A 13,975-nucleotide genomic window follows, 5' to 3' on the forward strand; every position below is an offset into this window, starting at 1 on the left:
GTCAGCGGTCTCCGTTATCGGTCTCTGACGTACCGGACGGCGAGTCCGAGCGTCGCGACCGTCATCGCGAGGGCGAAGGCGACGACGAACGCCGAGGCGGGTTCAGTGACCGTCTCGAGTTCGTCCAAGACGAACTCACCCGCGAGCACGGTTGCGACGCCGAACAGGGCGAGTCCCCCGACGTTGAGCAGCCTCGAGTTCGTCTCGGGGACGGCCTCGGGGTCGTTGAGCAAGTAGAGGATGACGGCGAGGGCGAACGGCGTGCCGACGAGTCCGAACGCGAGGACGAGCACGAGCAGGTTGAAGAATCCACCCTCGTAGAACGCGCCGAGCGAGGAGAGCAGTGCGACGGCGACGATAGCAACTCGGTAGCGACTATCCTCGACCGACTGCTCCCAGCCGAGTTTATCGGCGAGGAGGTACGGCGGGACGATCGTGTTGCCACCGAGTGTCGATACGGCCGCGCCGAGCAATCCGGCGAGGAAGATCCAGGTCGCGTGCTCGCCGGCGATCGGACCGAGGGCTTCGGCGGCCCCGATTTCGTCGAGTGTCGCCGGATCGACGCCGGCTTCCGGCAGCACGCTCGCCGCGACGAGGAAGACGGCGACGCTGAAGATACCGAACGCCACGAGCATCGAACTGACGACGTCGAAGGTTGCGATGTCTCGATCCCCCTCGGTCCAGTTGCGCGCCCGCATCGTGTAGCTCTGCATCGTCAACAGCGTGATGTGGACACCGCCGCCGAGGACGCCGGCTGCGACGACCGCGCCGTCGACGCCACCGGGCATCTCCGGTACGAGTCCGGAGACCGCCGCCGCGGGCTCGAGCGGGACGACGAACAGCGAGGCGACGAAGGCGAGGACGACGAACGAGACGAGTACTTTCGCGCCGAGTTCGGCGAGTCGGTAGCCGCCGCCGGCGAGTCCGAGCGCGAGGATGACCGCCCAGGTAACGCCCCAGAAGCGCGGATCGGTCAGTGCGACGATTTCCACGCCGGCATTTGCGACAATCGTCGCGCTGACGTCCGCCAGCGTTCCCATGATCGCGAGTTGGGCGAACCCGGCAGCCAACACGACATCGACGACGAGCACCCAGGCCCAGAACGACCCAAGTCGCTCCTCGACGACGGTGACGATCCCGGCCTCGGTCAGGATTCCCAGTCGCATCGCGAGATACTGCCCGAGCGTGCCCAAAATTGCCGAGAGGACGACGACCCACAGCATGGAGTAGCCGAAACTCGCCCCGGCGACTAACAGGCTAACCATCGTGGCCGGACCCGCCGCAATCGCGCCAGCGAGCCACGTCGGCCCTAATCGCTCGAGATACGATCCAACGCGTCCGACTCCCCACGAATCGGACGACCGTGATTCAGTTGCCATCGGCTACCGTTGCCAACTCGAGTATATAACTGCGTGGTATTCTCCAGTAACCTGTTATCTCACAGATATAACAGTGACGACTGAAGACTGTCCGTTCTTCAGTTGTAGTAACTGTGGAAAAATCGTGAAATGAAGCCAAGAGCCACGCTTAATACTATTTTCAATGACAGGTGGTGTGGAAGTAGAGATGACAGATAGAGAGACGAACACTGAGTCAGGAGCAACGAACCGTGAGAAATATTCGAAGGAGAAACGCACTGCGTCGACGCGGCGGGCCGTTCTCGGCGGGCTGTCAGTGACCGCTGCAGGCTCGATTATGGTCGGATCGGTAGCGGGTGGGAAGCGGCGTGACGCCACAACACCGACGCTCGAGGGGCCGATCACTGACGGAGTTCCACAGACGAGCGCCGTTCACGACATCGACGAGTACGGATATACCGAATCGGAGTACCTCATTTCTGGCGACGCACAGCCACTTGGGCCACCGAATCCGTACCCCGTCGACGAACGCGAAGCGCCACCGGAGACGAAAGCGGAGTACAAGACGCGATTGCTCGTCTATCGGCCCAAACACCGTCGTGACTTCAACGGAACCGCGTTGGTCGAGTGGCCGAACGTGTCGACTGGCCGGGATTCACCCGTCGCCTGGATCAACACGTTCGATTACGCGATGCGAGAGGGCTACGCCGTGGTAATCGCGTCGGCACAGAAGGTCGGTGTCGACGACTCACCGACGGACCAAGACCTCCGAACGGGGAACCCAGAACGGTACGGGGACCTTCACCACCCCGGAGACGTCTACTCCTACGATATCTTCTCGCAGGCGATTCGAGCGATCAAGACGCGTCCCCGACCGAAACCGGATCCGATGGCCGGATTCAACGTCCAACACGTGATCGCGACGGGGATGTCACAGTCGGCCCAGTACCTGCGATACTACCTCAACGAAATTCAGGAAACGCACGGACTCGTCGACGGATTCCTGCCGTTCGCAACGACCCACACCCCAGAAGAGCCAGCGGACCAACGCGACGACCTCGTCCCCGTTCTGTGGGTCGTAAGCGAGGACGAAGCGGACAGGGTGCGCCGACCCGACTCCGGCCTGTTCAAACTGTGGGAAGTGACCGGAACCTCCCACATCAACTACTGGCTCATGGCCTGGGCCGGCGCGATGGACGTTCGTGACTTCGAGGGAGACGACCCCGGCTGGGATCCACTCGAGGCGGGCCAGTACGGCGAACGTGCAGACGCCGACTACGGCGACTGTCAGGGCAACTACTTCCCGATGCGCTACGCCTACAACGCTGCGCTCTCTCACGTAACCGAGTGGGTGAAACGAAACGAAAAACCGCCTGCTGCACCCCGGATCGAGCGGGACGTGGCATCCGACGGGACGGTCGAAGTCGTCACCGACGAGTACGGAAACGCCAAGGGTGGACTCCGACTGCCACCGATCGACGTCCCTGTCGCGGTCTACGACGCGCGGTCGTGTGAGAGCTACGGCCAGACGTTCCGGCTCGAGGAGTCGGCACTCGCGGAGTTGTATCCGACTCACAAGGTGTACGTCTCGAAGATGCGGGAGGCGACCGAAGCGGCCGTCGACGACGGCTACCTGTTGCCGGCAGACGCCCAAGCGCTACTCGCTCGAGCCGAGGCGTCATCGATCGGGAAGTAACGCCGACCGAACGAGTAGATCACAGACAGTCCAAACCGGCCTGAACTCGGACGGTCTCACTCCTGCCAGCTCGGATTTTCTCGAGGCGGGCTGAAGATGTCGACGCCGCGAACGGGTACGTCGCCGCGGTTTTCCGCTGCGTGGGGTTGCTCGCCCGGAATCGCGTAGGAGTCGCCGGGGCCACAGACGAACTTCTCGCCGTCGGAGACGAAGACCACTTCGCCCTCGTAGATGAAGCCGGTCTGTTCGTGGGGATGGCTGTGTTCCTCGACGACCGCACCGGGTTCGATCTCGAAGTGCTGGACGTTCATCGACTCGCTGCCGGCCATGACGGCCAGGTTGACGCCATCGGCCGCTTCCGTGGGCTCGAGGTCGGAGAGTGAGACGCGTTCCATACGACGCGACACGAGGCGGATCGCCTAATACGTTCACCACGTCGGCCTCGAGCCACGATGGACGACCAGCGCTCGGTCGTTCACTTTCGCCCCGCGTGCCGAAGGTTGAACTACGAGCCCCGTCCACCTCGAGACATGTACGCCGTCGTCGGCTGTAGCGAGTGTTCGAACCTCTGGATCATCGAGGGGCGTTCCGAGACGACGCAGTGTCCCCGCTGTGGGTCTCGCCGCGGCTACGAGAAGCGCAAGAAATTCGTCGAGACCGAAGACGCGAGTCACGCGCGAGACGTCCGCGCGTCGATGCTCGCGAACCGGCAGGGGGAAGGCGAGGCGTTCGCCAAACTGGATTCCTACGACGAACTCGAGGAGACCGTGTCGGAGGGCGTCGTCGACGACGAGACGTACCTCGCGGAGTCCGGCCTCGACGTGGAGGAAGTCGACGCGGCGGGCGAGCGAGACCCGCGCGGGTCGACCCAAAGTGGGAGCAAGAAGGAAATCGTCGAGCAAGCGCTCGCGGACCTCGAGCGGCCGACCGAAGCCGAGGTGATCGAGTACGCGGGTGAACGCGGCGTCTCGGCGAAGTACGTTCGGGACGCACTCGAGAAACTCGTCCGGCGCGGGACGGTCAGCGAGAGTCGAGGACGGTACCGCCGACTCTGAGGCACGAAATACGGCAGCTTCACCCGTTTCCCGCGTCGACGGCGGAGCGCCAGTGCTTTGCACCGGGCGTCCGAACGACTGGCAAATGGACGAGTCGGAGGACGTGCAGGGGACGGTCATCGGTATCGGGACGGTGGTGGCGCTGGTGCTCTACGCCTACGGAAGCTTCGCCGACGGAACGGTCCTCGGCATCGAGGCGACGAACCTGGCGATCAGCGCCTTCGGTGCGACGTTCGCCGCGCTCGCGATCCTCCACGGCGCTTACGGTCGCCGGGATTTTGCAGTCGCCAACGGCGTCGCCGCGGTCGGTCTCTTTCTCGTCGCACCGGCAACCAGCGGCCCGCAGACGCTCGGTGGCTACCTCCTGCTCGCCGCTGGCGGAGCCTACATCGCCATCGTGACGGTTCGCGCTCGAGACGAGACTCCCGACGTTGCGGGCTGAAGAAGAGAAGACGGGAGTTTGCGAACAGGAGATTGAGACAGTTTACGACGCCAGGACGGACGGTTACCGACCGAGGTCTTCGTGTGCGCTCGCTAGGTGCCGCGAGGCGAGCGCCGCGAGCAAGGAGAGTTCGCCGGCGAGCGTGCCGACGGCGATGATCTCCGCCAGTGCGTCGGCGTTCGATCCGGCGGGGTCGCCGCCGCCGCGGAGACCGAGCACCTCGAGGGCCTCCGACTGGGTCGGGAGCTTCGTCCCGCCGCCGACGGTTCCGACCTCGAGGGAGGCCAGCGAGACGCTGGCGTAGAGGTCGGTCGTGCCGTCCTCGCGTTCTCGCGCTTCCATCGTCGTGATGGTGTTGGCGGCCTCGACGACCTGGGCTTCGTCCTGGCCCGTCGCGAGGAACGCGGCGGCGACGACGTTGGCCGCGTGGGCGTTGAATCCGAGCGCGCCGGCTTTGGCGCTGCCGGTGAGGTTCTTGCGGGTGTTCGCCTCGGCGATGGCTTCGGGGGTCGTGTGGAGGCGATCCTCGACGAGTTCGCCCGGAACGAGTACGTCGGCCGTCACGGAGCGGCCGCGGCCCTCGACGGCGTTGATCGCGGCGGGCTTTTTGTCCGAGCAGAGGTTGCCCGAGAGGGCGACGAGCGAGGCGGGCGTTTCGGCCTCGACGAGTTCGCAGGCCTCGCCGGTCGCGATGGTCGCCATGTTCATGCCCATCGCGTCTTTCGTGTCGTAGGCGAATCGCAGGAAGACGGAGTCGGCGACGACGTACGGTTCGACGTCTAACAGTTCGCCGTGACTCGTCGTCGACTCGGCTCGCTCGCGGAGCGCGTCGAGGTTGTCTGCGACCCACTCGACCGTCCGTGCGGCTTCCGCGACGCCGTCGACTCGGAAGACGGGCGCTCGAGTCATGCCGTTTTTCGTCACGCGAGCGGTCGCCCCGTCGGCGTCTCTGATGACGCCCAGTCCGCGGTTAACCGACGCGAGCAGCGCACCTTCCGTCGTCGCCAGCGGGAGGTAGTACTCGCCGTCCGCCGCGCCGCCGTCTGTGGCTGCGGTCGCCTCGCCGTTGACGGCAACCGGGCCGACGATTCCCATCGGAATCTGGGCCGCGCCGATCATGTTCTCGATGTTGGGCTCCGCGGCCTCCGCGGGGAAGCCGTAGTCGCCGATGGAGTCGAGTTCGGTTCCCGTTTCGCCCTCCACGACCAGCCGTCGGGCCGCGACCGCGGTGTCGTAGTCGGCGTGCTCCTCGAGTTCGTGAATGCGAAGGTCGCCCTCGCGTACGCGCTCGGCGAGGTCCGCTGGCTCTGTCATGCGTTGGTCGAGACGGTGGGACGCCCTAACAGTTGCTGATTCCACTCGAGCGATTACTGCGTCTGTTGTGGACGCTCGTCGACCGTGAGCCGGTGCCAGCGATACACTTCGTAGGCGACGAGGCCGAGCAGCGAACACGCGCCGATGGTCGAGATAATCAGGTAGTACCCGCCCTCCGCGTCGGCACCGAAGGCGATGGCCAGCACGGCCGTCGTCACCGTCGCGAACTGAACGCGTTCTCGAGCCCACGGATCGTCGTCCACGACGGCGAGGTAGAGCTGTGGAGCAGCGATCGCGACGCCGGCGAACACCACGAACGCCAGCAGCGGCTGGTCGAACAGCGACACGCCGAACTGGCCTTCGATCAGCGTCGAGCCGCCGAGGATGACGACGAACGCCAACAGCGACCCGAAGACGACTCGTCCGTCTCGATCGAGCATACCACTACGCTCAACGGAGAGATAGGTCAACGTTGCGCCGAGACACAGCAACCGAATCGACTTCTCGCGCCGAATTTTCGACCCCTCTCGCCGAACTTTCGACCCCTCGCGCCGAACTCTCGCCCCATCAGACCGAACTATTTTGCCCGTCGCCCGCTCGCTGTGAGCTATGACCGAGGCTGCCGATCGTCTGCTGATCGACGCGGCGATTCACTCCCTCACGGAACCAGACACCGTCCACGACGCGATGGCCACCCGCGACGGCGATATCGTCCGGCTCGGCCGACGCGAAGAGGTCGAATTCCTCGAGGGCGTCGAGACCGACGTGATCGACTGCGGCGGGAGGGTCGTCCTCCCCGGCTTCGTCGACGCCCACACCCACATGGAACAACTGGGCCAACACCTCGTGCACGCCGACCTCTCGAGGGCCGAGAGCGCCGCCGAGTGTCTCGACCGATTGTGTGACCGACTCGAGTCCAGCGAAGACGGCGAGTGGATTCAGGGCTTCGGCTACGACGAGAGCGCCTGGGACGACGCGCGAACGCAGCCATTGACGCGCGACGACCTCGATCAGGTCGCCACGGAACGACCCGTCGTCGCGATGCGCGTCGACCTCCACACCGCTTCGTTGAACACGGCCGCCCTCGAGTACTTCGCGGGCGAGGTGCCAGAGGACGACCTTCGGTACGAACACGGCGAACCGAATGGAATCGTCGTCGAGGACGGTGCCGAACGCGTCAGAACGGAGCTGACAGCCGACCGCGAGGAGATGAACGCCGTGCTTTCGGCGGCGACGGGGCGCGCAGTCGAACTCGGCGTCACCGGCGTCCACGACAAAGTTCGAAACTCGAGAGCGCCGCAGGTCTACCGCGAACTGGCGGCCGAGGGCGACCTGCCCCTTCGCGTCCGGATCGACTACTGGAGCGACCACCTCGAGTCGCTCGTCGACGTCGGCCTGACGACGAACGCGGGCGACGAGCGCGTCCAGACGGGGGCGATCAAGTCCTTCTCCGACGGCAGTCTGGGGAGTCGGACGGCGAAGCTCAGCGAGCACTACCACGACGCCCAAGGGGGTGAGAGCGACGACGGCCGCGGCCAGTGGGTCGTCGACCCCGACGACCTCGAGTCGCTGCTCACGCGAGCCGACGACGAGGGATTCCAGCTCTCCGTCCACGCCATCGGCGACGAAGCGATCGAGGAGACACTCGCGGTGCTCGAGTCGACAGACGATCCCGAGGCGGCGCGCCACCGAATCGAGCACGCGGAGCTGGCGACGGACGACCAACTCGAGCGGATGGCGGACGCCGGCATCGTGGCGTCGATGCAGCCCAACTTCCACCGATGGGCACAGGAGGGTGGGCTCTACGACCAGCGACTCGGGCTCGAGCGACGGAATCGGACGAATCGGTTCCGGGACGTGCTCGAGGCCGGCGTCCCCCTCGCGTTCGGCTCGGACGGCATGCCCCTGGATCCGCTGTTCGGCGTCCACCACGCCGTCAACGCCCCGACGGACGCCCAGGCGCTGTCGGTCACCGAGGCCCTGCGAGCCTACACGAACGGAGCGGCCTACGCCGGCTTCGACGACGAGCGACTCGGCACGCTCGAGGTCGGCAAACGAGCCGACTTCGTCGTGCTCGAGGAGTCGCCGTGGGAGCACTCGGGACGGATCGAGGAGATCGACGTGGCGATGACGGCCGTCAGCGGCGAGATCGTCCACGACGCGCTCGAGCGATAACGGGCGACCGTTCGTCCGCGCTCGAGGACACACGACGTCGGCACTCGAGGGAAACGGTTCGTCGACGCTTCAGGGCGAACACACCTCGAAGCCCCACCCGATCGGCCGTCTTTTTGTACTGGGAATAGTTGGCACGGACATGCACGCAGGACTCATGGTTACGTCGTTCGGTGACGTCGATCAGGCGGATGTCGCCGTCCGCGCGGAGGAATTGGGGTACGACGCCGTCTGGGCCGGCGAACTCTGGGGCGAGAGCAGCGTCGTCCAGCTCACCGAGATGGCCTGTCGAACCGACGAGATCGACCTCGGCACGGCGATCGTCAACGTCTACTCGCGGACGCCGGCCGTCCTCGCGATGACGGCCGCGTCGCTCCAACGGGCGTCCGACGGGCGGTTCACGCTCGGCGTCGGCACCAGCACGCCGAAGGCCGTCGAGGACCTTCACGGATTGTCCTTCGACCGGCCCGTCCGCCGCGCCCACGAGACGATCGAACTCGTTCGCGAGTTCACCGCTCCCGGTGGCGAACCGGTCGCGTACGAGGGCGAACTGCTCGAGGCCGCGGATTTCCCCGCGCTGGACGTTCCGCTGCCGATCTACCACGCGGGCCTCGGTCCCGCGAACCGCCGCGTCGTCGGTCGCCTCTGTGACGGCTGGATTCCACACAATATTCCCTTCTCGCAACTCGAGGACGCCTTCGAGGAAGTCGCGGACGCGGCTCGAGAGCGCGAGCGAGATCCGAGCGAGATCACGATCGCGCCGTACGTTCCGTCGGCCGTCAGCGAGGACCGGTCCGAGGCTCGAGAGACGCTGCGTCGACACATCGCGTACTACGTCGGCAGCGGCGAGGGGTACCGGCGAGCGGCCGCGATGGCCTACCCCGACGCGGCCGAGCGCGTGGCCGAGGCGTGGCGAAACGGCGACAACCGCGAGGCCGCGGCGGCCGTCACGGACGAGATGCTCACGGATCTCGGCGTCGCCGGGACTCCCGAGGACGCGCGCGAACAACTCGAGACGCTCGTGGCCGAGACGGAGATCGATCACCCGATCGTCGTGGTTCCGGAACCGGCCTCGAGCGAGATCACCGAGGCGACGATCGACGCGCTGGCTCCGACGCGCTTCTAGCAGGTGTTCGATCAATCGATGTCGACGCGACGGCCCGTGTCGGCCGATTCGTAGGCTGCCTCGATCGCACGGATGTCCGCGAGGCCGTCCTCGCCGTCGGGTTCGGGATCCGTTCCGGTGAGCACGCAGTAACCGAAGTAGTCGAACTCCTCGCGGACTTCGTCGACCGGCACCCCCGTGTACTCCATGCGAAGGTCGCCGCTCTCGACGACCATATCCTGGGGCACGACGCCGCCGAAGGGCGAGGCGATCGAGATCATCCCCTCCGTGCCGACGATCTCGAGTCGGCTGCTCGCGTGAGCGTCGAAACTCGCCGTACAGGAGGCCGTCGCGCCCGTGTCGAACTCGAGTTGGAACGCGACGTGCTCGTCGACCCGCTCGAAGGGCTCCCCGCTCGAGTGGGTCGTCGCGTAGATTCCCGTCGGATCCGTCTCGAGGATAAATCTGGTCGTGTTGAGGGGATAGATACCGAGATCGACCAGCGCGCCGCCGCCCGCGAGGTCCGGATCGAGTCGCCAGGAGTCGGGGCTGGCTGTGTCCAACAGCGGGTGTGAGAACGCGCCGTGGACCTGCACGATGTCGCCGAGGACGCCGTTGCGGACGAGTTCGCGCGTCCGTCGAACCGTCGGCTCGGTCTGCAATCGGTAGGCGGTCATCAGTGTCACACCGGCGTCGCGGCAAGCGTCGACGATCCCCTGTGCGTCCTCGAGGGACGTCTCGAGGGGTTTCTCACAGATGACGTGCAGTCCGCGGGAGGCGGCGGCGCTCGCGTAGGTGCCGTGGGTCGCGTTCGGCGTCGCGATGTAGACGGCGTCGTAGGAGTCCGCGTGGTCGCCGGCCAGAAATCCGTCGTAGTCGACGACGTACGGGATGTCGAACCGTTCGGCGACGGCTCGCGTCCGATCCGGCGAGCCGGTGACCAGCGTCGTCGTCTCGCAGTACGTGCTCTCGGCGATGCCGGGAAGCGCGCGCTCTCGGGCGAAGCCGCCGATTCCGACGACGGCCATGCGAACCGTCCCGTCGGGCGACTCGGTCTCCCAATCTCGTCGCGTGAAATCGACGAACGTGTCCTCGAGTTCCATACTCATCCTACGAGCGACAGTGAAAAATCGTTAGTTCACAGCGTTCAGAGCGTCACGGCCGTCTACGTGTTCCGAACGTCGATAACTGACTATCTCGTATTCGAAGGTCGTACCCATCGATGGTATCCGACCGAAATGGTTGTTCGAAGGAAAAAGTTATTCAATAGAGCCATGTGATGTGAGACTACCAAAAAGTGACCTACGATGGTGAAAATGGAAACCACAGCGCTGGACACCGATCTCAGTCTGTTCAAATACGACTCCCTCGAGCAATTGCCGCCCCGCTATCGGGATCTCGAGGAAGATGAACGGACGAGACGTATCGAGACGACACTCGAGGAACTCGGCGACGACGTCGTGATCCTCGGGCACAACTACCAGCGACGCGAAATCGTCGAGCACGCCGATTTCGTCGGCGACTCCTACCAGCTTTCGAAAGAGGCGGCGAATGCGGACGCCGAGTACGTGATCTTCGGTGGCGTGACGTTCATGGCGGAAAGCGCGGACATCATTACGGACGACGAGCAGACCGTCATCCTCCCGAGCATGGAGGCGTCGTGTCCGATGGCCGGGATGGCCGAAGCCCTGCAGGTCGACGCGGCGTGGGCCGAAATTACCGCCGCCGCGCCCGAGGAGAACATCATCCCGATCACCTACATGAACTCGTACGCTGACCTGAAGGCGTTCTGTGCGAGTCAGGGTGGCTTGGTTTGTACCTCCTCGAACGCGCACAAGGCGTTCGAGTACGCCTTCGAGAGGGGTGATAAAGTCCTCTTCCTGCCCGATAAGCACCTCGGCGAGAACACCGCCTACCGGCTGGGCATGGAAGCCGACATCGCCGAGTGGGACCCGTGGGATCCCGAGGGGAAAGACGCCGCGGACGTCGCCGAGAGCGACATCATCCTCTGGGACGGCTACTGCCAGGTTCACGAGCGATTCCGCGTCGATCACGTCGAGCAAATTCGGGCCGAACACGAGGATGCAAAGGTCATCGTTCATCCCGAGTGTCGCCGCGAAGTCGTCGAAGCTGCGGACAAAGCCGGCTCAACGGCGACGATCTGTGAGACCGTCGAAACGGCCGACCCTGGCGACACTTGGGCGATCGGCACCGAGATCCACCTCACCGAGCACCTCCAACGCTGGCACCCCGAAGTAAACGTCCTCCCACTCTGTGGGGACGCCTGCATGGACTGCAACGCGATGCGCCAGATCGACCCCAACTACCTGACCTGGGTGCTCGAGGAACTCGTGGCCGGCCGCGAGCGCAACGTGATCGAGGTCGCCCCCGAAGAGAAAGAACTCGCGACCGTCGCCCTCGAGCGCATGCTCGAGATCTAGCCATGACTGACTCACAGACTCCAGACGACCACGACACTGCGGAGGTCCTCGTCGTCGGCAGCGGCATCGCCGGCTGTGCGGCCGCGTTGCAGGCTGCCCGGGACGGTGCCGACGTCTGTCTGGTCACGAAGGCCGAACGCCCGGACGACACCAGCACCGACTGGGCCCAGGGCGGTATCTCGACGACGCGGGACGACCCCGAGAGCCTCAAAACCGACATCCTCGCAGCCAGCGACGGGACCGCCGATCCCGACGCCATAGACGTGCTCGTCGAAAACGCCGACGACGCAGTCGAGGACGTGCTCCTCGAGACGCTCGAGATCCCCTTCGACGAAACCGCGGACGGCGAGTTCGACTACACGCGCGAGGCAGCCCACTCCGAAAACAGAATTCTCCACGTCGACGCCGAGACAGGAACGCACGTCTTGCGGCCGTTTTTGAACCACATCGACGAGCACGAGCGAATCGAGGTGCGCCAGGATACGGCCGCCCTCGAGTTGCTCACCCACGAGGGGCGCGTCCACGGCGTCCTGACCGACGAGATGGCGACGGGCCACCCCGTCTTTGCGGGGACGACAATCCTCGCGACCGGCGGCATCGGCGCGCTCTACTCGCGTTCGACCAATCCCGACGACGCGACCGGCGACGGCATCGCCATGGCCGCCCTCGCCGGGGCCGACGTCGCGGACCTCGAGTACGTGCAGTTTCACCCCACTGCGTACGATGGTGACGACCCGTTCTTGCTCTCGGAAGCCCTGCGCGGCGAGGGGGCCGTCCTGCGAAACGGTGACGGCGAGCGGTTCATGGCCGACTCCCACCCCGACGCCGAACTCGCACCCCGCGACGTCGTCGCCCGCGCCGTCGAGACCGAACTCGAGGCGACCGGCGAGGTCGTCCTCGACGTGAGCACTCTCGAGGGCGAGTTCGACGCCGAGTACCCCGCCCTCGCTCAGAAGTGCCGGGACCGAGGCATCTACGGCACCGAGATTCCGGTCGCGCCCTGTGAGCACTTTCTGTGTGGCGGAATCGACGTCGACGAGCGCGGGCGAACCTCGCTGGACCGACTCTACGCCGTCGGCGAGTGCGCTCGAACGGGCGTCCACGGCGCGAACCGACTCGCGAGTACGAGCCTGCTCGAGGGCCTCGTCTGGGGGCTGCGAGCGGGCGAGGATGCCGCGACTACGGACGCCGACCCCGAGGTCGTCGAGACTCCCGACCTCCGCAACAGCGACCCCGAACTTCCAGAACGCTTCGCCGCCGAGAAGGCGGTCCGACTCAGACAGACGATGGACGAGTATCTGGGCCTCGAGCGAGACCCCGACGACATCGCCCGAGCGGGTGCCGTCCTCCGACGGCTCAAAGGCGAGGTCGACGCCTACGTCCGAACGCGGACCGCTCGAGACCTCTACGAACTCCGCAACGCCAGCGTCGTCGCGCTGTTGATCGCGCGCGCTGCGAGCGAGAACGGGGAGTCGGCGGGGTGTCACTACGTCGTCGAGGACTCGAGTGACGAACAAATGGCCGAACACCCAACCAGCGACTGATCCAGATGATCACCGACGCACAGGTCGAACGCTGGCTCCGGGAAGACGTCGGCCACCACGACGTGACGAATCAGGTGCCCGGCGAGACGACGGGTCGACTCGTCGCGAAAGAATCCGGCGTCGTTGCGGGACTCGAGGCCGCGACGGCCGTCTTCGAGTCTCTCGGCGTCGACGTTCGCGACGCGCTCGAGGACGGCACCCCCGTCGAACCCGGGGCCGAACTCCTTCGCGTCGAGGGACCCGCACGCGACGTCCTCAGAGGCGAGCGCGTCGCCGTCAATCTCGCCGGTCACGCATCGGGAATCGCGACGCGCACTCAGCGGGTCGTCGACGAGGCTCGGAGCGAATCCGACGACGTGCGAATCGCCGCGACCCGAAAGACGACGCCCGGCCTGCGCGGCCTCGAGAAACGGGCCGTCGTCGCGGGCGGCGGCGACACGCATCGACTCGACCTCTCGCACATGGTGATGGTCAAGGACAACCACGTCGCCGAGATGGGCCTCGAGGGTGCCATCGAGCACTTCCGGGAACGAACCTCCTTCGCGACGAACCTCGACGTGGAAGTCGAGACGATTTCGGACGCTCCGCGGGCCGCCGAGGCCGGCGCAGACGTCGTCTTGCTCGACAACCTGTCCCCCGACGAGACGGCCGAAGCCGTGTCGTTACTCGCTGACTACGACGACGTGTTGACGGAGGCGAGCGGTGGCATTACGCTCGAGACGGTCGCCGACTACGCCGCGACGGGCGTCGACGTGATCTCGATGGGATCGCTCACTCACTCCGCGCCGTCGCTGGACCTGTCGTTTCGGACAGGCGAGTGAGCGTCGACACCCACTCGAGGGCTGCTC

At 65.6% G+C, this 13,975-nt stretch carries 13 protein-coding genes; 8 read left to right on the top strand and 5 right to left on the bottom strand.

Annotated features, from left to right (window positions below; translation table 11 throughout):
* Positions 1-14: 14 nt before the first annotated feature.
* Positions 15-1,379, bottom strand: coding sequence for an NRAMP family divalent metal transporter (locus tag BB347_RS11230; protein ID WP_076581488.1), 1,365 nt, complete (start codon positions 1,377-1,379; stop codon positions 15-17).
* Positions 1,380-1,566: 187 nt separating this feature from the next.
* On the opposite strand from BB347_RS11230, the gene BB347_RS11235 reads away from it, so the two are divergent.
* The gene (locus BB347_RS11235) at positions 1,567-3,054 is read left to right on the top strand and encodes an alpha/beta hydrolase domain-containing protein (protein WP_139327009.1); all 1,488 of its coding nucleotides are present in this window, start codon (positions 1,567-1,569) and stop codon (positions 3,052-3,054) included.
* Positions 3,055-3,110: 56 nt separating this feature from the next.
* On the opposite strand, the gene BB347_RS11240 is transcribed toward BB347_RS11235, so the two are convergent.
* Positions 3,111-3,449 (bottom strand): cupin domain-containing protein, encoded by a 339-nt coding sequence (locus BB347_RS11240; RefSeq protein WP_076581492.1) that lies wholly within the window; start codon positions 3,447-3,449, stop codon positions 3,111-3,113.
* Positions 3,450-3,584: 135 nt separating this feature from the next.
* Here BB347_RS11240 and BB347_RS11245 point away from each other — a divergent pair, with 135 nt between their 5' ends.
* Together BB347_RS11245 and BB347_RS11250 are read left to right on the top strand one after the other, a co-directional pair.
* Positions 3,585-4,109 (top strand): DUF5817 domain-containing protein, encoded by a 525-nt coding sequence (locus BB347_RS11245; RefSeq protein ID WP_076581493.1) that lies wholly within the window; start codon positions 3,585-3,587, stop codon positions 4,107-4,109.
* Positions 4,110-4,194: 85 nt separating this feature from the next.
* Positions 4,195-4,551 (top strand): hypothetical protein, encoded by a 357-nt coding sequence (locus BB347_RS11250; protein ID WP_076581495.1) that lies wholly within the window; start codon positions 4,195-4,197, stop codon positions 4,549-4,551.
* A 63-nt stretch (positions 4,552-4,614) separates the two neighbouring features.
* Here the strand turns inward: BB347_RS11250 and hmgA are convergent, their stop codons facing one another.
* Both hmgA and BB347_RS11260 read right to left on the bottom strand, forming a co-directional pair.
* Positions 4,615-5,865 (bottom strand): hydroxymethylglutaryl-CoA reductase (NADPH), encoded by a 1,251-nt coding sequence (hmgA, locus tag BB347_RS11255; RefSeq protein WP_076581497.1) that lies wholly within the window; start codon positions 5,863-5,865, stop codon positions 4,615-4,617.
* Positions 5,866-5,918: 53 nt separating this feature from the next.
* A complete protein-coding gene (locus tag BB347_RS11260) occupies positions 5,919-6,305 on the bottom strand; it encodes a hypothetical protein (RefSeq protein WP_076581498.1) in 387 nt (128 codons plus the stop codon).
* A 169-nt stretch (positions 6,306-6,474) separates the two neighbouring features.
* Here BB347_RS11260 and BB347_RS11265 point away from each other — a divergent pair, with 169 nt between their 5' ends.
* Together BB347_RS11265 and BB347_RS11270 are read left to right on the top strand one after the other, a co-directional pair.
* Positions 6,475-8,040 (top strand): amidohydrolase, encoded by a 1,566-nt coding sequence (locus BB347_RS11265; protein WP_076581500.1) that lies wholly within the window; start codon positions 6,475-6,477, stop codon positions 8,038-8,040.
* Between the two features lie 139 nt (positions 8,041-8,179).
* Positions 8,180-9,163: an LLM class flavin-dependent oxidoreductase gene (locus BB347_RS11270; protein ID WP_076581501.1), complete on the top strand. Its 984-nt coding sequence runs from the start codon at positions 8,180-8,182 to the stop codon at positions 9,161-9,163.
* 11 nt (positions 9,164-9,174) lie between these two features.
* On the opposite strand, the gene gfo6 is transcribed toward BB347_RS11270, so the two are convergent.
* The gene (gene gfo6, locus BB347_RS11275) at positions 9,175-10,245 is read right to left on the bottom strand and encodes a D-xylose 1-dehydrogenase Gfo6 (protein WP_076581503.1); all 1,071 of its coding nucleotides are present in this window, start codon (positions 10,243-10,245) and stop codon (positions 9,175-9,177) included.
* A gap of 204 nt (positions 10,246-10,449) precedes the next feature.
* Here gfo6 and nadA point away from each other — a divergent pair, with 204 nt between their 5' ends.
* Genes nadA through nadC form a run of 3 tightly spaced genes read left to right on the top strand, consistent with a single transcriptional unit; the run spans position 10,450 to position 13,948 of the window.
* On the top strand, positions 10,450-11,583 hold the full coding sequence (gene nadA / locus BB347_RS11280; RefSeq protein ID WP_076581505.1) for a quinolinate synthase NadA: 1,134 nt from the start codon (positions 10,450-10,452) through the stop codon (positions 11,581-11,583).
* 2 nt (positions 11,584-11,585) lie between these two features.
* The gene (locus BB347_RS11285; protein ID WP_076581506.1) at positions 11,586-13,127 is read left to right on the top strand and encodes an L-aspartate oxidase; all 1,542 of its coding nucleotides are present in this window, start codon (positions 11,586-11,588) and stop codon (positions 13,125-13,127) included.
* A gap of 5 nt (positions 13,128-13,132) precedes the next feature.
* A complete protein-coding gene (nadC, locus tag BB347_RS11290) occupies positions 13,133-13,948 on the top strand; it encodes a carboxylating nicotinate-nucleotide diphosphorylase (RefSeq protein WP_076581508.1) in 816 nt (271 codons plus the stop codon).
* Positions 13,949-13,975: the final 27 nt, after the last annotated feature.

Origin of the sequence: Natronorubrum daqingense (genome assembly GCF_001971705.1) — an archaeon.
In the GTDB taxonomy this organism is placed as follows: domain Archaea; phylum Halobacteriota; class Halobacteria; order Halobacteriales; family Natrialbaceae; genus Natronorubrum; species Natronorubrum daqingense.